The organism is Phytohabitans aurantiacus (assembly GCF_027923225.1).
Taxonomy (GTDB): Bacteria; Actinomycetota; Actinomycetes; order Mycobacteriales; family Micromonosporaceae; genus Phytohabitans; species Phytohabitans aurantiacus.
Genome location: NZ_BSDI01000052.1, coordinates 1 through 17,298, shown reverse-complemented (window position 1 = coordinate 17,298; position 17,298 = coordinate 1). Strand labels below are relative to the sequence as shown.

The window sequence follows — 17,298 nt, the reverse complement described above, 5'->3', positions numbered from 1 at the left end:
GGGGTGGGTGCGGGTCAGAGGCGGCCGGCTTCGATTATGCGGCTTAGGAATTGGCGGGTACGGGGTTCGCGGGGGTCGCCGAAGACCTGCTCCGGAGGGCCCTGCTCCAGGACCTTGCCGCCGTCGAGGAAGCACACCCGGTCGGCGACCTGGCGCGCGAAACCCATCTCGTGGGTCGCCAGCACCATCGTCATGCCCTCGCCCTTGAGGTCGCGGATCATCGACAGCACCTCGCCCACCAACTCCGGGTCGAGTGCCGACGTGACCTCGTCGAGCAGCAGCAGGCGCGGGGAGTTGATCAGAGCGCGCACGATCGCGACCCGTTGCTGTTGACCACCCGAGAGGCGATCCGGGTACGCGTCGGCCTTGTCGCCGAGCCCGACCCGGGTGAGCCACTCCCGGGCGGCGTCGGTGGCTTCCTTGGAAGAACGCCCGTGCACCCGCACCGGGGCCAGGATCACGTTTTCCAGCACCGTCATGTGCGGAAACAGGTTGTACGACTGGAACACGATCCCGATCCGCTGCCGCACCTTGTCCGGGTTGACGCGGGGGTCGGTGATATGCGAACCGTCGAGCCAGATCATGCCGTCGTCGATCTCTTCGAGCAGGTTGACGCAGCGCAGCAGGGTCGATTTTCCCGACCCGGACGCCCCGATGAGCGCCACGACCTGATGCTCGTCCACGTCGAGATCCAAAGAGGAGAGGACGACCTGGGACCCGAACACCTTCCGCACACCCTGGACGGAGAGGATCATGACTGCCTCCGCGCGGCGCGCAGGGTCACCCAGTCGGTGACCGCGATCAGCGGCATCGCGAGCAGCACGAACAGCACTCCCGCCACGATGTACGGCGTGTAGTTGAACGTCTCGGCCGTGCTGATCTGCGCGGCCCGCACCGCGTCGATCGGGCCGGCCAGCGACACCAGGCCCACGTCCTTCTGCAGCGCGACGGTGTCGTTGAGCAGCGGCGGAGCCACCCGGCGGATCGCCTGCGGGAGCACCACGTGCCGCATCGTCTGGCGGTACGTCAGCCCGAGCGACCGGGCGGCGGCGAGCTGGCTGGGGTGGACCGACTCGATGCCGGCGCGGAACACCTCGGCCAGGTAACCGGCGTACGTGATCACCAGCGCGATCCCGCCGAGCACCAGCACGCTCGGCATACCTTGCAGGCGCAGCCCGGGCACGCCGAGCGTCAGCACGTACAGCACGATGATCAGCGGCAGCCCGCGGAACGTGTACGTGTATCCGGTGGCGAGCGCCCGTACCGGGAAGAACACCGGACCGCGCAGCGTGCGCAGCAACGCGATGAGCAGCCCGAGCGCCAGCGCGCCGAGGGCGCAGAAGACCAGCAGCCGGACGTTGAGCCACAGTCCGGCTGCCACGTCGGGCAGGGCGTCGCGCGCGACGTCGAGGTCGAAGAACGACGCGCGGACCCGGTCCCACCCCGGCGCGCCGGTCAGCCCGACGGCCAGCAGGACGCCGACGACCAGGGTGGAGGCCGCGGCGATCAGTACCGAGATGACGGTCTGACGCCGGCGGTAGGCGATGCGGTCGAGCTGGGCGGGGCTGAGGTTCACGTAAGCTCTCGGGCTCCCGCCGAGCTGGTGAGCCACTCCTTCTCCAGCGTGGTGAGGGTGCCGGCGCCGCGCAGCTGGTCGACCGCCTGGGTGACGCAGCCGGTGAGGCTGGAGCCCTTGTCGAGTACCAGCCCGAACTGCTCCGGCACGCCGACCTGCGGCAGCTGCCCGACGATCACGCCGCCTTCCAGCTCGGCGGCCGTCATGAAGAACGCGGTGGGCAGGTCGACGACGAGCCCGTCGATCTGGCCGTTCTGGAGCGCCTTCTTGGCGTCGTCGTTGCTGTTGTAGACCTGCGGCTGCGTGCTCGGCTTGATCAGGTCGGTGATCGCCTGGTAGCTGGTGGTGCCGACCTGGGCGCCGAGCTTGGCGTCCTTGAGCGCGGCCATCGTCGTGGCGCCCGCGATCTTCGACGACTTCAGCGCGATGACCGTCTGGCGCACCAGGTAGTACGGCGCGGAGAAGTCGACCGCCTTCTTCCGGTCCTCGGTGATCGAGAACTGGTTGACGTCGAAGTCGAACTGCTTCGGGCCGGGCGCGATCGCGTTGTTGAACGTCACCCGTACCCAGGTCACGTCGCTCTTGGCGTACCCGAGCTTCTCCGCCACCGCATAGGCCACGGCCGACTCGAAGCCCTGCCCGTTTTCGGGCTTGTTGTCCTTGAACCACGGCTCGTAGGCCGGATTGTCCGTTGCGATCGTCAGCTTGCCGGCGGTCTTCGTCTGAAGCTGGTCCTTCCCGCACGTCAGCCCGGTCGCGCCGGGCGTTGGAGTCGCGTCGCTGTCGTCGGCGGGTGCGCAACCAGCCAAAACGAGGAGCAACGCCGCAGCGGAAAGTAGAGAGCGCGCCATGGGCGACAGCATAAAGTAAACCGAAGACGGGGCTCGCGCGTCGTAGCAGCGTGACAGCGGGGAGCGTGGTGGCCCTGGCCCCTAGAGCGGAGACGTGGGCGGCCGACGAGGCGGTGACGCACTTGTTCACCGCCCACTACCGGCCGCTCGTGCGGCTGGCCACACTGCTGCTCCACGAGTCGGGTGCGGCCGAGGAGATCGTGCAGGACGCCTACGTGGCGCTGCACGGCCGGTGGCGGCGGCTGCGCGACGCCGACAAGGCCCTGGCGTACCTGCGCGCCACCGTCGTCAACCGGTCCCGCTCCGCGCTGCGGCATCGCAAGGTCGTCGACCGGCACCTCGCGATGTCCAGTCCGGAGCCGGACGCCCCCAGCGCCGAAGCCGGCGCGCTCGCCCTGCTGCAGCACGCCGCCGTCGTCGCGGCGCTGCGAGGCCTGCCCAACCGCCAGCGCGAGGCGCTGGTCCTGCGGTACTACCTCGACCTGTCCGAAGCGGACATCGCCGAGACCATGGGGTGCAGCCGAGGCGCCGTCAAGAGCCACTGCTCGCGGGGCATGGCCGCCCTGCGCGAGACCCTGGAGCGAGCGTCATGAGCCGCGACGAAGACGTACTGCGGCGGATCTTGGAGGCCGAGGCCGCGAGGGTCGAGGTCAGCCCGGACGCCCTGCGCTCGATCCGCGCGCGGACCGAGCGGCGCCCACGGTGGTTTTCGCTCGGCGCGGTCGCGCTCACAGCCGCGACCGCGACCGCCGCCGTGGTGGGCGCTTTCGCGCTGATACCGCGGGAGAGCGCGCCACCGGATCCGCGGACGGCATCGACACCGTCGTGGTCCAGCACCTTTTCGGGTACTAGCACAGCCAACCTGGCGATCTACTACGTCGGCGACGACCAGGGCCGCCAGCGGCTGTACCGGGAGTTCCACCACCTCCCGATGCGCGACACCTCGACGGTCACCAAGATCGGCACCGCGGTGACGGAGATGCTGCGACCCGAGAGCGCCCACGACCCGCAGTACGCCAGCGCCTGGCCCACCGGCGTGCGGGTGACCGACGTCTCGATCAGCGGCGGCACGGTCACCGTCAACCTGTCCAAGGCGCCGCCCAGCACCATCGCCCGCCAGGAGCTCGTCTGGACCGTCGCGGCGGTCGTCGGCGGCGACCCGACCGTCAAGCTGCTCGTCGACGGCTCGCAGTACGCCACGCTGCGCAAGGCGCCCGCCCTCGACACGCTGGCCGCCCTCTGGCTGATCAACCCCCAGCACGGCGAGACGGTCGCACGCGACGTTTCGCTCCACGTCGCCGGTGCGGTCTTCGAGGCGACCGCCCACCTCAAGGTGCGCCAGGGCGACGTCGTCATCGACGAGAGGGTGCTGACGCTGAGCATCGGCGCGCCGGCACGCGGGGAGGCGAAGCTCACACTCACGCTCGCGCCGGGCGAGTACACGCTGGAGGCGTACACGATCTCAGCCGCCGACGGCAGCGTCCAGCATCTGGACGACCACGTGGTCACGGTGCGCTGACGCGGGCGGGTGACAGAATCACTGCTCGTGAAGACCTTCGAAGAGCTGTTCGCTGAGCTGCAGAGCAAGGCGGCCGCCCGCACCCCCGGGTCGGGTACGGTCGCGGCGCTGGAGCGGGGCGTCCACGCCATCGGCAAGAAGGTCGTCGAAGAGGCGGCCGAGGCCTGGATGGCGGCCGAGCATGAGGGCCCCGAGCGGGCTGCTGAGGAGATCTCCCAGCTCCTGTACCAGACGCAGGTGCTGATGCTCGCCACCGGACTCGAGCTCAAGGACGTGTACCGACATCTCTGACCTGTCCTCGTTTTGGATTTTCTCCCGAAAGGACTCTGTCAGAGATGCTTCGTATCGCCGTACCCAACAAGGGCACCCTTTCCAAGCCGGCCTCCGAGATGCTGCGCGAGGCCGGATACCGCCAGCGCACCGACGACCGCGACCTCGTCTGCCGTGACGACGCCAACGCGGTCGAGTTCTTCTACCTACGTCCCCGCGACATCGCCACGTACGTCGGCTCCGGCGACCTCGACCTCGGCATCACCGGCCGCGACCTGCTCGTCGACGCCGGCAGCCCCGCCGAAGAGGTGCTCGACCTCGACTTCGCGGGCGCGACGTTCTGGTTCGCGGCCCGCCCCGAGACGCTCACCACGGTCGACGAGCTCGGCGGCCGGCGGGTGGCCACCGCGTACCCGGGTGTGGTCGAGCGGCACCTCGCCGAGCGCGGCCTCAAGGCAGACGTGATCCGCCTCGACGGCGCGGTCGAAAACGCAGTCCGGCTCGGAGTGGCCGACCTGATCGCCGACGTGGTGGAGACCGGCGCCACGCTCCGCCAGGCTGGCCTCGTCACGATCGGGGAGCCGATCCTGAAGTCGTCCGCGCTGCTGGTCCGCCGCGCCGGCGCACCGGAAAACGGCCAGGTCGGCCAGCTGGTCCGCCGCCTCCAAGGTGTGCTGGTGGCCCGGCGGTACGTGATGCTCGCCTACGACGTGCGCGCCGACCTGCTGGAGGAGGCCACCGCGCTGACCCCCGGCATCGAGTCGCCGACCGTCTCCCCGCTGCACCGCGAGGGCTGGGTGGCGGTCGAGGCCATGGTGCTGCGCGGCGAGGTCCACCGCATCATGGACGAGCTGTACGAGTTGGGCGCCCGCGCGATCCTGGTAACAGACATCCACGCCTGCCGCCTGTGAGCCCTTTCCCCCGTTCCTTCGTGATCAGGGCGTCCCTCAAGTCATCCCGGGTCACCTTCGGACCCTGCTGGGAGCCGTGGTGACCAACAACGGCGAACGACCTGGATTCCGGTTTGGGTTACTTGAGGGACGCCCTGATCACGGCGCGGGCTGCCTTGCTCTGCTTCCGCGACGGCAACAGTGAGGGCGCTGCCGGCGTGGGCGGCGCTGTCGGTGGCGGCCGCCGGCGGGCTGGCGTCAGCCAGCCAGAGCGCCGCCAACGCCGAACTCGGCGAGCGGGTCGGCAACGCCTCGTTCGGCGCGGCGGTCAACGTCACCACCGGCGGCGTGCTGGTACTGGCCGGACTCGTCGCGCTCCCGTCGATGCGCGCCGGCCTCGGCAAGCTGCGCCGGTCGCGCCTGCCCTGGTGGGTGTACCTGGGCGGCCTCTGCGGCGGCGCCTTCGTCACCATCGCGACCTACGTCGTACCGGTCGTGGGCGTGGCCATCTTCACGATCGCCCAGGTCACCGGCGGCAGCCTCGGCGGCCTCGCCGTCGACAGGGCGGGACTGGCACCGGCCGGCCGGATGGCGTTGACGCGCCCGCGGGTGGCCGGTGCGCTGCTCGGTATCGCGGCGGTCGGCCTCGCGCAGGCCGGCCGCCCCATCGGCGACCTGGCCGTGGGCGCGCTGCTGCTCGGAGTCATCGCCGGCGCGGCGGTCGCCGTGCAGTCCGCCCTGAACGGCCGGGTCTCCGCCGCCTCGACCACCGCCGCCGGTACCGCCGTCAACTTCGCGGTCGCCACTCCGGCTGTACTGATCGCCGCGACCCTGCTCGGCGCGTTCGCCACCGGCTGGTCCTCCCGACTGCCCAGCGAGTGGTACCTGTACTCCGGTGGCCCGATCGGCGTGTTCATCGTGGTCGCCCTGCTGGTCGGCGTGCGCGCGGTCGGCGTACTGCGCACCGGTCTGGCGGTCGTGGCGGGCCAGCTCGCCGGCGCCCTCCTGCTCGACATCCTGATCCCGGACGCGCCCGGCGCCAGCCCGGCTCTCCTGGCCGGCGCCGTACTGACGGTGGCCGCTGTGGCAGTAGCCGGCCGCGGCACCCGCCGGCCGCCGGCCGCCGCCGTATCGCCCTGACGCCCGCCGGCGTCGCGCTGCCGGCCACCTACGCTGTGGCGCGTGAGTGAGAGCACCGCCGGCTGGTTGATCGGCACGCCCGAACGGGAAGCGGCCCGCCGCGCCCTCGACGTCCACCTGGCCGACGACCGGCTCACCGAGCTCGAGTACCAGCGCCGCCTGGGCGCCTGTCAAGAGGCACGCACCCGCGCCGAGCTGCTCCAGGTCTTCGCCGACCTGCCCGAGCCGCATCCCGAGCTGCCCGACATCGACGCCGACGTCGAAGAGGACATGCCGGCGCTGGCGGTGGCCGGCTGCGCCACGATCGGCTTGGGGCTGCCGGTCGCGATCGTGCTCGGCATCATCTACGGCGCCTGGTGGGGCCTGGCGGTACCGGTGGCCGTCCTCGTCCTGCTCCTGATCATCAACGCGGTGATAGACCGCCTGAGCCCCCGCCCCGAGCGAGCGTGACCAGGCGGGGGTGGCAGACTCGGTAGGCGTGAGTACCCCTGACGTCGTCCTGCGGCCGCGCCGCGTCCGGATCGTGTGCTGGGTCCTCGCGGCCGCCGTGTTCGTGGTGTTCACCCTGGTCGGCACCGGCCTGAGCGGCTCGACCGGCGACGGCGGCGGCACCTTCCAGCGGGGCGACCAGGTCGCGATGATCGGGCTCGGGGTGCTGTTCGCGCTGGGCATCCTGCTGTTCACCCGGCCGCGCGTCGAGGCGGACGCGGCGGGCATCCGGGTGCGCAACCTCGTCGGCGGGTACGAGCTGTCGTGGGACCTCGTGCGGGCGGTGCGGTTCAACCGGGGCACGCCATGGGCCAGCCTGGAACTGCACGACGAAGACCTGGTACCGATGCTGGCGCTGCAGGCCGCCGACAAGCAGTACGCCGTCAACGGTGTCCGTGCCCTGCGAGCGCTGCACGCGGCCGCGACCCCCGCGCCCGCCACCCCCGACCAACCCTGACCCGCCCGCCGCGGCCTCCGCGGTGGCGGCGCGAGCCGCGCCGTGCATCTCGCGGCCGCCGATCCGACGACCGGACGAAACGCGCGAAACGCCTCGATGGCGCGCCGCCCGGCGCGGCGCGGGTCTGCGGTATCGCCGCGCGGCGCGGCCTGCGGTATCGCCGCGCGGCGCGGTCTGCGGCGGCGTCGCGCGGCTCGGTTTGAGGCGGCGTCGCGCGGCTCGGTCTGAGGCGGCGCTGCCGCGCGGCGCGGTCGGCGGCCGCGCCGCGCCCGGCGCTCGCCGATCAAGGGCATCCTCATGGATCAAGGGCGAATGCACGCGGAAAGAGATCCAACCGCGTGCCTTTGCCCTTGATCGGCGCAGGCGGCGTGGCGACACGCCGCACCGCGCCCGCCGCGCGGCGCCCGCGCGGGGGATCAGAGATCCAACCGCGGGCGTTCGCCCTTGATCGGCGCAGGCGGCGTGGCGACACGCCGCACCGCGCCCGCCGCGCGGCGCCCGCGGGTGGATCGGAGATCAACGCACGTGCGTTCGCCCTTGATCGGCGGAAGGGGGCGCGCCAGCGCGCGGTGCAGGCGCCACCGCGGACCCGCACGCCCAGCGGACCCGTCGCGCATCGTGCCCGCAGCACCACGGGGCGCGCGGCGCGCGCAGGCCGCGCGGCGGGGTGCGGCCGGCGCGCGGGGCGCGCGGGGCGCGCGGGAAGGGGGCTGGCAGGGGGTGGGTGGGCGGGGGTGGAGGGTTGCTGGTAGCCTTGCGGGGTCGACCAGGCTGTCACCCCACAGTGACGGCAAGCAAGCGGAGCGCCTGCTCCCACCCGAGTTGCCCACCGAGGTGGCCGGGTCCGGTCAACCGGCGTTGGGGGAATCCTCAGCGGCGGTGGTGCGTTGTATCGCGCGCCTGACCGGTCGAGCGGGCCCCTGGCATCCATGCCGGGGGTTTTCGTTTTGTGTCGGCAGGGGGCCTGACCGTGACCCGCGGTCGGGTGAAAAGAGCAATTGAGGAGGCCACATCAGCGTCGAACCACGCGTCAACGAGCAGATCCGGGCACGTGAGGTCCGGCTCGTCGGCCCCGAGGGTGAGCAGGTGGGCATCGTCCCGCTTGAGCGGGCCCTCCAGTTGGCCGCCGACGTCGATCTGGATCTGGTCGAGGTAGCGCCGATGGCGCGCCCCCCGGTGTGCAAGCTCATGGACTTCGGGAAGTTCAAGTATGAGAGCGCACTGAAGGCGCGTGAAGCCCGGCGCAACCAGCAGCAGACCGTCATCAAGGAGATGAAGCTCCGTCCGAAGATCGACCCGCACGACTACGAGACCAAGAAGGGTCACGTGGTCCGGTTCCTCAAGGCGGGCGACAAGGTCAAGGTGACGATCATGTTCCGGGGTCGCGAGCAGAGCCGACCGGAGCTGGGTTACCGGCTCCTGCGGCGGCTCGAGTCCGAGATCTCGGAGCTGGGGTACGTAGAGGCCGCTCCCAAGCAGGACGGCCGCAACATGATCATGGTTTTGGCTCCGCACCGCGCTACCAAGGCGGCCGCAGTGGCCGCCACGGCGGCCAAGGGTGGCGCTCAACGCGAGCGCGATCCCGAGTCCGGTGCCGAGACGCCGGCCAGCACGGCGGAGCCCGTCGCGGAGTCCGGCGCCTGACAGAAGGCACCGCCGGGCAGCGCAAGCTGCCCGGGCCCGCCGGAGAGACCGGCGAGTAACAGGGGAGAAACGTTCACAATGCCGAAGATGAAGAGCCACACCGGGATGGGCAAGCGGGTCAAGGTGACCGGCAAGGGCAAGCTCGTCAAGCAGCAGGCGGGCATGCGCCACAACCTCGAGGGCAAGCCCTCCACCCGTACCCGCAAGCTGTCCGGCACGGTCGAGGTGGCCAAGGCCGACACCAAGCGAGTCAACAAGTTGCTCGGCCGCTGACGCGCGCCACTTGACACGAAGGAGGAGTTGAGATGGCACGCGTCAAGCGGGCTGTGAACGCCCAGAAGAAGCGCCGCACCATCCTGGAAGAGGCGAGCGGCTACCGCGGTCAGCGCTCGCGGCTTTACCGCAAGGCCAAGGAGCAGGTACTGCACTCGATGCAGTACGCGTACCGTGACCGCCGCGACCGCAAGGGCGACTTCCGGCAGCTGTGGATCACGCGGATCAACGCTGGCGCTCGCGCCAACGGCATGACCTACAACCGGCTCATCCAGGGGCTGCGCCTGGCCGGTGTCGAGGTCGACCGCAAGATCCTTGCCGACCTTGCAGTCAACGACGCGCCGGCGTTCGCCGCGCTCGTCGAGGTTGCTCGCGCCGCTGTGGCGGCGGAGGGGACCGGCGGCGCGCAGGCCGCGTGAGCAGTTCACCTTCACGACCCGGGGACGGTCCGTACACCGCACGGACCCCCCGGGTCGTCGCTGCTCGGAAGCTTCAGCGCCGCGCCGAGCGTGACGAGACCGGCCGCTTCCTGGCCGAGGGCCCACAGGCGGTGCGAGAGGCACTGCGAGCGCGGGCGGTGCGCGAGCTGTTCGCGACGGTGGAGGCGCTGAGCCGGTACGAGGACCTCGCGACCGCCGCCGGTGACCGCGTCTCAGTCGTGACCGAGGAGGGGCTGGCCGCCCTGGCCGAGACGGTGCGCCCGCAGGGGCTGATCGCGGTGTGTGACCACGTGGACGTACCGGTGCCGGATGCCCTCGCGCGGACGCCGCGCCTTGTCGCGGTGCTCGCGGAGATCCGTGATCCGGGTAATGCGGGCACCGTGCTACGTACCGCGGACGCCGCGGGAGCCGGAGCTGTGGTCTTCGCCGGCGACGCCGTCGACCCTTACAACGGCAAGTGCGTGCGGGCGTCCGCCGGCAGTCTGTTCCACGTCGACGTGGTGCGCTCGCCCGACGCCGCGATCCCGGCGCTCAGGGCCAGCGGCCTGCGGATCCTGGCCGCGACCGGCTACGGCGACATCGACCTGGACGACCTCGCAGACGAGGGCGGGCTGGCCGCGCCGACCGCGTGGCTGTTCGGGTCGGAGGCGCACGGGCTGCCCGACGAGCTGATCGAGGCGGCCGACGCCCGGGTGCGGGTACCGCTGCACGGCCGCGCCGAGAGCCTGAACCTGGCCGCGGCGGCGGCCGTCTGCCTGTACGCCTCCGCGCGCGCCCACCGAAAGACGCGCGCCCACTGAAGAGGCGCGCCCACCGAAAACACGCGTGAGCGATGAGTTTCGGCCGCGCCGTTCGTCTGTTCTGGTGACCGTCGCAGGACGGCGCTTGACGCTGTCCGGAACGAGACATCACGGAGGACGCCATGACGATCACGCAGAACGATTCGACCGCCGCGCTGCCCGGCCGCCCGCCCGTCGTCGACCTGGCCACCTGGCAGGCCGCCCGCGACGAGCTCCTGGTCCGGGAGAAGGCGCACACCCGCGAGGGTGACGCCATCGCGGCGGCCCGCCGCCGGCTGCCGATGGTCGAGTTCGACGGGACGGTGGAGGTCGTCGGGCCCGACGGTCCGGTGCCGTTCCTGGACCTGTTCCAGGGCCGGGACGAGCTCGTGGTCTACAAGCACATGTGGCACGACGGCGCGCCACACCAGGGGCAGTGCGAGGGCTGCACGTACTCGGCCTGGCACCTCAGGGACGCCGTCTACCTCAACGCCCGCGGCGTCTCCTTCGCCATCGTGACCACGGGCCGGTGGGACGAGGTGGCCGCCTTCGTCGAGTTCATGGGCTACACCCAGCCGTGGTACTCGGTGCGCGACGTGGAGGAGCCGGTCGGCGGCGAAATGGGTGTTCTCGCCTGTTTCCTGCGTGACGGCGACCGTACCTTCCTCACCTACTCCACGACGGGCCGCGGTACGGAGGCGTACAGCGGGTCCTTCGCCCTGCTCGACATGACGCCCTACGGCCGCCGCGAGGCGTGGCAGGAGAACCCCGAGGGCTGGCCCGAGGGGCACCACGCGTGCTGGCACTGGCGCTCGGACGCGGAGGGGAACGCCGGCTGGAGCGAGAGCACCCGGCCGGTGCCGCAATGGACCCGCCCCGGCGCGACCCCCGTGGAGACCCTCGGCCGGCACGGCACCCATCACTGACGATCACAGGCGGGGGCGGGGGGCGGAAAACGCACGCCGTAGACTCTCAAGGCTGTGACGTACCGCAACGATCCGTACGACCCGAAGCAGGTCGCGCTGCTCGATCCCGAGGCGCTGGATGACGCCGTCGCGCAGGCGGAAAAGGCGTTCGGTGCCGCGGCCGACCCCGACGAGCTGACCTCGGTCAAGCACCTGCACCTGGGCGACCGGGCGCCGGTCTCGCTGGCCCGCCGCGAGATCGGCGCGTTGCCACCGGCCGCCAAGGCCGACGCCGGCAAGCGGGTCAACCAGGCGCGCGCCGCGATCCAGTCGTCGTTCGACACCCGCCTCGTGGAGCTGGAGAAACAGCAGGCACAGCGCATCCTGGCCGAGGAGCGGGTCGACGTCACCCTGCCGTGGAGCCGCCGCCCGCGCGGCGCCCGGCACCCGCTGACCACCCTGATGGAGCGCGTCGGCGACCTGTTCGTCGGCATGGGGTACGAGATCGCCGAAGGCCCCGAGGTCGAGCTGGAGTGGGCGAACTTCGACGCACTCAACATCCCGCCGGACCACCCGGCGCGCGGGCTGATGGACACGTTCCACGTCGACAAGCCCGGCCTGGTGCTGCGCACGCACACCTCGCCGGTGCAGGCGCGCACGATGCTGACCCGCCAGCCGCCGATCTACGTCGTAGTGCCGGGCCGGGTGTACCGCACCGACGAGCTGGACGCGACGCACACGCCCGTCTTCCACCAGGTCGAGGGCCTGGTGGTCGACGAGGGCATCACGATGGCGCACCTGCGCGGCACGCTCGACCACTTCGCGCGGGCCATGTTCGGGCCCGAGGCGCGCACCCGCTGGCGGCCGCACTACTTCCCGTTCACCGAGCCGTCGGCCGAGTTCGACGTGTGGTTCCCGGCGCACCGCGACGGTCCACAGTGGGTGGAGTGGGGCGGCTGCGGCATGGTCAACCCGCGCGTACTGCGGGCCTGCGGCATCGACCCCGACCGGTACTCGGGCTTCGCGTTCGGGATGGGCATCGAACGTACGCTGATGGTCCGCCACGGGGTGGGCGACATGCGCGAGCTCGTTGAAGGCGACGCCCGGTTCAGCCGCGCGTTCGGTATGGAGGTCTGAGGGATGCGGGTCGGACTGTCCTGGCTGCGCGAGTACGTCGAGCTGCCCGCCGGCGTCACCGGCGCTGAGGTGGAGGCCGCGCTCGTGGGGCTCGGCATCGAGGTCGACGGGGTGGTCGACCAGCGCGAGACGATCAAGGGTGACCTGGTCGTCGGCCGGGTGCTGGAGATCGAGGAGCTGACCGGGTTCAAGAAGCCGATCCGGTTCTGCCGGCTCGACATCGGCCGCGCCGAGCCGCAGGAGGTCATCTGCGGCGCCACCAACTTCGCGGTGGGTGACCTGGTGCCGGTGATCCTTCCGGGCGGCGTCCTGCCCGGCGGGTTCGAGGTCGGCTCCCGCAAGACGTACGGGCGGATCTCCAACGGCATGATCTGCTCGGCCCGCGAGCTGGGCATCAGCGACGAGCACGCCGGCATCATCGTGTTCCCGGCCGACATCTCCGCCAAGCCGGGCGACGACGCGCGGCCGGTGGTCGGGCTCGACGACGTGCTGTTCGAGCTGGAGATCACTCCCGACCGCGGGTACGGGATGTCGGTGCGCGGCATCGGTCGCGAGCTGTCGCACGCGTTCGGCGTGCCGTTCCGCGACCTGGGCGCGGTCGACGCGCCCGGCGCCACCGAAACCCCCGCCTACCAGGTGATCGTCGAAGACACCGTAGGCTGCGACAGGTTCGCGGCGCGGGCGGTGCGCGGCATCGACCCGCACGCGCCGTCGCCCGGGTGGATGACCCGGCGCCTGACGGCGGCCGGCATCCGCACGCTCGGCCTCGCCGTCGACATCACCAACTACCTGATGCTCGAGTACGGCCAGCCGATGCACGCCTTCGACCTGGCCAAGCTGCGCGGCCCGTTGCTGGTCCGGCGCGCACACCAGGGCGAGAAGCTGACCACATTGGACGGTGTCGCGCGGGTGCTCGACGCCGAAGACATGGTCATCTGCGACACCGGGTTTGATGAGGCCGTCGCAAGCTCCGGCGTTGGCGTACCCATCTCGCTCGCGGCCGTCATGGGCGGTGAGACCAGCGAGGTCGCGCCGGACACCGTCGACGTGCTCTTCGAGGCCGCGCACTGGGACCCGGTCATGGTCGGGCGCACGGCCCGCCGCCACAAGCTGTTCAGCGAGGCGGCCAAGCGCTGGGAGCGCGGGGTAGACCCCGCGCTGCCGCTGGTCGCCCTCGATCGGGCAGTGCGGCTCCTCATCGAGTACGCCGGCGGCGCGACCGACGGCGCGGTGCTCGACCTCGACCACGTCCAGCCGCCCACGCCGGTGACCCTCGACCCGGGCCTGCCGGCGCGCCACATCGGCGTGCCCTACACCACCGAGCGGGTGATTGAGACGCTCACCGAGGTCGGCTGCACCGTGGCGGCCAGCGGTGATGTGCTGACGGTCACGCCGCCGACCTGGCGCCCCGACCTCACCGACCCGGCTGACCTGGTCGAAGAGGTGGCGCGGCTGGACGGGTACGACAAGGTGCCCAGCGTGCTGCCGATCGCGCCGCCCGGCAACGGCCTGACAGCGCAGCAGCGCCGCCGCCGCTCGGTCGCCCGGGCGCTCGCCGAAAACGGGTACGTCGAGGTGCTGTCGTACCCGTTCGTGGGCCCGGCCGCGCTGGAGGCGCTGGGGATCGACGAGCCGGCCGTGCGCCTGGCGAACCCGATCTCCGACGAGGAGCCGCTGCTGCGTACCTCGCTGCTGCCCCCGCTGCTCGCCACGCTGCGGCGCAACCTGGGGCGCGGGCTGCGCGACGTCGCCCTGTACGAGATGGGGCTGATCTTCAAGCCGCGACCGGGCGCGGGCGCGCCGCCGGAGATGGGCGTCGAGCGGCGCCCGACCGACGAGCAGCTCGCCGCCGCCGACGCGGTCGTTCCCGAGCAGCCCTGGCACGTGGCCGTGGTGTTGGCCGGTGAGGCCGAAGCGGCCGGTTGGTGGGGCGAGGGGCGCCCGGCGGGCTGGGCGGACGCGGTCGAGGCCGCCCGCATCGCCCTGGACGCCGCGGGAGTACCGGCCGGCCGGGTTCAGATCCGCAACGCCGAGCACGCGCCGTGGCACCCGGGCCGGTGCGCCGAGATCGCGGTCGACGGCGTGGTCGTGGGCCACGCCGGTGAGCTGCACCCGGCCGCCGTCGCCGGGCTGGAGCTGCCGCGGCGTACCTCGGCCATGGAGCTCGACCTCGGCGCGCTACCGGTGGCCGACGTGACGCCCGGCCCGCGGATCTCCACATTCCCGCCCGCGTTGATCGACGTGGCGCTGGTGGTCGACGCGGGCGTTGCCGCCGCCGAGGTGGAGCGCGCGCTGGTAGCCGGTGCCGGGGAGCTGCTGGAGGCGGTGCGCCTGTTCGACGTGTACACGTCGGAGCAACTCGGTGCGGACCGCAAGTCTTTGGCGTACAAGTTGACGTTCCGCGCGCCGGACCGGACCCTGACCGCCCAGGAGGCCGTCGCCGCGCGCGACGCCGCGGTGGCGGAGGCGTCCACAAGGGTCGGCGCCGTACTACGGGGAGCATGATGCGTTCTTCCACGGACATTGGGTTCTCGACTGACGTCTGCATCGTCGGCGGCTGTGGCCGGGTGGGCCTGCCGCTGGGCATCGCGCTCGCCTCGCGTGGCCTGCGCGTGACGCTGTACGACATCAACGCCGCCGCGGTGGAGACCGTCAACGCTGGCACGTTGCCGTTCGACGAGGCCGGCGCCGCGAGCGTGCTCGCCGAGGCGGTGGCCGCCGGCCGCCTGCGCGCCTCGACCGACCCCGCGAGCGTGGCGTCGGCCGAGCACCTGGTCGTCGTCGTGGGCACCCCGGTCGACGAGCACCTCAACCCCGACCTCGGCGCCGTGCCGCGCGCGCTCGACCGGTGCGCCGAGCACCTGCGCGACGGCCAGCTCGTCGTGCTGCGGTCCACTGTGTACCCGGGTGTGACGGCGCTGACCGAGAAGCTCCTGTCGAGCAAGGGCTTGGCGGTCGACGTGGCGTTCTGCCCGGAGCGGATCGCCGAGGGCAAGGCCATGACGGAGCTGTTCGAGCTGCCGCAGATCGTGGCCGCCCGTACCCCGCAGGCGCTGCAGCGCGCCGAAAAACTCTTCCGCAACCTGACGGATCAGATCGTGCCGTTGGAGCCGGAGGAGGCGGAGCTGGCGAAGCTGTTCACGAACACGTGGCGGTACATCAAGTTCGCGACGGCGAATCAGTTCTGGATGATGGCGAACGATTTCGGTCTGGATTTCGCGCGGATCCGGCATGCGATCACGTTCGATTACCCGCGGGCGGCGGATCTGCCGATGCCGGGGTTCGCGGCGGGGCCGTGTTTGTTCAAGGACACGATGCAGTTGGCGGCGTTCAACCGGAACAACTTCGTGTTGGGGCACTCGGCGATGCTCATCAACGAGGGTCTGCCGCTGTATCTGGTGTCGCGGCTCGAGTCGCGCTTCGACCTGTCTTCGATGAGCGTCGGCATCCTGGGGATGGCGTTCAAGGGTGGCAGCGACGATCCTCGTGAGTCGTTGGCGTACAAGCTGCGCAAGATTCTCCTGCTGAAGGCGCGAGAAACGCTGTGCACTGACCCGTACATCTCGGACGAGCGCTTCACCCCGCTCGACGAGGTGCTGGAGCGCGCCGACCTGCTGGTGATCGCCAGCCCGCATCCCGAGTACCGCGACTTGACCACCGACAAGCCGCTGGTCGACATGTGGGGTCTGACCGGGCAGGGGGTGCTTGTGTGATGGTTGTTCCGCGGGTGACCGTGGTGATCCCGGTCTACAACGAGGGCGAGGCGATCGTGCGTTGCCTCGACCGGATCGGGCGCGAGGTGCTGCTGCCCGCCGAGATCCTCGTCGTGCACGACATGCCCGAAGACACCACCGTCCCGTACGCCCAAGAGGTCGCACGCACCGACCCGCGCGTGCGCACGGTGCTCAACACGTACGGGCGGGGTCCCGCCAACGCCATCCGGTTCGGCATCGACCAGGCACGGGCTCCGGTCGCGGTCGTCACGATGGCCGACGGCTCCGACGACCCGCGCCAGATCGACGAACTGGCCCGCCTGGTCGACCGCGGCGTCGCGGTGGCCGCCGCGTCCCGGTACATGCCGGGTGGGCAGCAGGTCGGCGGGCCACGGTTCAAGCGCATGCTGTCTCGCTGGGCGGGGCGCACCCTGCACTGGTTCGCCCGGGTCGGCACCCGCGACGCGACGAACAGCTTCAAGGCGTACGACACGTCGTTCGTGCGGCAGGTCGGGATCGAGTCGCGCACCGGGTTCGAGATCGGCCTGGAGCTGAGCGCCAAGGCCAACCGGCTGCGGCTGCCCGTCGCCGAGATCCCCACCATCTGGCTGGATCGGCAGCTCGGCGAGTCCCGCTTCGACGTGGGCCGGTTTCTGCCTTCATATCTGCGTTGGTACTTTTTCGCGTTTGGTCGCAGGCTGACTGTTTCGCAGGTCGCGGCAGACCCTGTCGTGGACTCGGTTGAGAAGGAGAGCAAGGTAAGTGGCTAAGGTCCTGGTTACCGGTTCGGCCGGGTTTATCGGCGGGTACGTGGTCGAGGAGTTGTTGGGCCGTGGCCATGAGGTGGTCGGGCTGGACAACTTTTCGAAGTATGGTCCGGTGTCGCACAGTTACGACAGTCACCCGGCTTACCACTTCGTGGAGGGTGACGCGCGGGACGTGTCGTTGCTGACCGAGTTGCTCTCGGATTGTGATCACTTCATCGCGGGTGCGGCGATGATCGGTGGGATCTCGTATTTCCACGCGTACGCGTATGACTTGTTGGCGACGAATGAGCGGATCATGGCGGCGTCGTGTGATGCGGCGATCGCGGCGCATCGGGATGGCCGGTTGCAGAAGGTGACGTACATGTCGTCGTCGATGGTGTTCGAGTCGACGGAGCATTGGCCGTCGAAGGAGGGTGACGAGCGTAAGGTTCCGCCGCCGTTGTCGTCG

General features: G+C 71.0%; 20 protein-coding genes. 17 read left to right on the top strand and 3 right to left on the bottom strand.

The window, feature by feature from the left end:
* Window positions 1-14: 14 nt before the first annotated feature.
* Genes QMG73_RS35965 through QMG73_RS35955 form a run of 3 tightly spaced genes read right to left on the bottom strand, consistent with a single transcriptional unit; the run spans window position 15 to window position 2,427 of the window.
* On the bottom strand, window positions 15-755 hold the full coding sequence (locus QMG73_RS35965) for an amino acid ABC transporter ATP-binding protein (protein WP_281903358.1): 741 nt from the start codon (window positions 753-755) through the stop codon (window positions 15-17).
* Window positions 752-1,576 carry an amino acid ABC transporter permease gene (locus QMG73_RS35960; protein WP_281903356.1) on the bottom strand — a complete coding sequence of 275 codons (825 nt, stop codon included), beginning with the start codon at window positions 1,574-1,576 and terminating at the stop codon, window positions 752-754. The genes QMG73_RS35965 and QMG73_RS35960 overlap by 4 nt, the downstream gene beginning before the upstream one ends.
* Window positions 1,573-2,427 carry an ABC transporter substrate-binding protein gene (locus QMG73_RS35955; RefSeq protein WP_281903354.1) on the bottom strand — a complete coding sequence of 285 codons (855 nt, stop codon included), beginning with the start codon at window positions 2,425-2,427 and terminating at the stop codon, window positions 1,573-1,575. The genes QMG73_RS35960 and QMG73_RS35955 overlap by 4 nt, the downstream gene beginning before the upstream one ends.
* A gap of 50 nt (window positions 2,428-2,477) precedes the next feature.
* Between QMG73_RS35955 and QMG73_RS35950 the strand changes: the two genes are divergently transcribed.
* The 17 genes from QMG73_RS35950 to QMG73_RS35870 all read left to right on the top strand — a co-directional run.
* The gene (locus QMG73_RS35950) at window positions 2,478-3,020 is read left to right on the top strand and encodes a SigE family RNA polymerase sigma factor (RefSeq protein ID WP_281903352.1); all 543 of its coding nucleotides are present in this window, start codon (window positions 2,478-2,480) and stop codon (window positions 3,018-3,020) included.
* The gene (locus QMG73_RS35945; protein ID WP_281903350.1) at window positions 3,017-3,946 is read left to right on the top strand and encodes a GerMN domain-containing protein; all 930 of its coding nucleotides are present in this window, start codon (window positions 3,017-3,019) and stop codon (window positions 3,944-3,946) included. The genes QMG73_RS35950 and QMG73_RS35945 overlap by 4 nt, the downstream gene beginning before the upstream one ends.
* A gap of 27 nt (window positions 3,947-3,973) precedes the next feature.
* Entirely contained in the window at window positions 3,974-4,237 is a 264-nt protein-coding gene (locus QMG73_RS35940; protein ID WP_265252591.1) for a phosphoribosyl-ATP diphosphatase, read from the top strand.
* Window positions 4,238-4,281: 44 nt separating this feature from the next.
* Window positions 4,282-5,127: an ATP phosphoribosyltransferase gene (hisG, locus tag QMG73_RS35935; protein WP_281903348.1), complete on the top strand. Its 846-nt coding sequence runs from the start codon at window positions 4,282-4,284 to the stop codon at window positions 5,125-5,127.
* Window positions 5,128-5,307: 180 nt separating this feature from the next.
* A complete protein-coding gene (locus QMG73_RS35930) occupies window positions 5,308-6,246 on the top strand; it encodes a DMT family transporter (protein ID WP_281903346.1) in 939 nt (312 codons plus the stop codon).
* Window positions 6,247-6,288: 42 nt separating this feature from the next.
* The gene (locus QMG73_RS35925) at window positions 6,289-6,696 is read left to right on the top strand and encodes a DUF1707 SHOCT-like domain-containing protein (protein WP_281903344.1); all 408 of its coding nucleotides are present in this window, start codon (window positions 6,289-6,291) and stop codon (window positions 6,694-6,696) included.
* 28 nt (window positions 6,697-6,724) lie between these two features.
* Complete coding sequence (locus QMG73_RS35920) at window positions 6,725-7,192, top strand: PH domain-containing protein (protein ID WP_281903342.1); 468 nt, start codon at window positions 6,725-6,727, stop codon at window positions 7,190-7,192.
* A gap of 1,011 nt (window positions 7,193-8,203) precedes the next feature.
* A complete protein-coding gene (infC, locus tag QMG73_RS35915) occupies window positions 8,204-8,836 on the top strand; it encodes a translation initiation factor IF-3 (protein WP_281903483.1) in 633 nt (210 codons plus the stop codon).
* 78 nt (window positions 8,837-8,914) lie between these two features.
* A complete protein-coding gene (gene rpmI / locus QMG73_RS35910) occupies window positions 8,915-9,109 on the top strand; it encodes a 50S ribosomal protein L35 (protein WP_265252586.1) in 195 nt (64 codons plus the stop codon).
* Between the two features lie 32 nt (window positions 9,110-9,141).
* Window positions 9,142-9,528 (top strand): 50S ribosomal protein L20, encoded by a 387-nt coding sequence (gene rplT / locus QMG73_RS35905; protein ID WP_265252585.1) that lies wholly within the window; start codon window positions 9,142-9,144, stop codon window positions 9,526-9,528.
* Entirely contained in the window at window positions 9,525-10,349 is an 825-nt protein-coding gene (locus QMG73_RS35900) for a TrmH family RNA methyltransferase (RefSeq protein WP_281903340.1), read from the top strand. The genes rplT and QMG73_RS35900 overlap by 4 nt, the downstream gene beginning before the upstream one ends.
* A gap of 122 nt (window positions 10,350-10,471) precedes the next feature.
* The gene (locus tag QMG73_RS35895; RefSeq protein WP_281903339.1) at window positions 10,472-11,254 is read left to right on the top strand and encodes a DUF899 domain-containing protein; all 783 of its coding nucleotides are present in this window, start codon (window positions 10,472-10,474) and stop codon (window positions 11,252-11,254) included.
* Between the two features lie 54 nt (window positions 11,255-11,308).
* Window positions 11,309-12,370: a phenylalanine--tRNA ligase subunit alpha gene (gene pheS, locus QMG73_RS35890; protein ID WP_281903338.1), complete on the top strand. Its 1,062-nt coding sequence runs from the start codon at window positions 11,309-11,311 to the stop codon at window positions 12,368-12,370.
* 3 nt (window positions 12,371-12,373) lie between these two features.
* Window positions 12,374-14,875, top strand: a complete 2,502-nt coding sequence (gene pheT, locus QMG73_RS35885) for a phenylalanine--tRNA ligase subunit beta (protein ID WP_281903337.1) — start codon at window positions 12,374-12,376, stop codon at window positions 14,873-14,875.
* A complete protein-coding gene (locus QMG73_RS35880) occupies window positions 14,872-16,083 on the top strand; it encodes a nucleotide sugar dehydrogenase (protein WP_281903335.1) in 1,212 nt (403 codons plus the stop codon). The genes pheT and QMG73_RS35880 overlap by 4 nt, the downstream gene beginning before the upstream one ends.
* Window positions 16,083-16,853: a glycosyltransferase family 2 protein gene (locus QMG73_RS35875; RefSeq protein WP_281903482.1), complete on the top strand. Its 771-nt coding sequence runs from the start codon at window positions 16,083-16,085 to the stop codon at window positions 16,851-16,853. Before QMG73_RS35880 ends, QMG73_RS35875 begins: the two co-directional genes overlap by 1 nt.
* Window positions 16,846-17,298, top strand: a 453-nt coding sequence (locus tag QMG73_RS35870; RefSeq protein ID WP_281903333.1) for an NAD-dependent epimerase/dehydratase family protein, incomplete at its 3' end; no start/stop codon positions are given. The genes QMG73_RS35875 and QMG73_RS35870, both read left to right, overlap by 8 nt.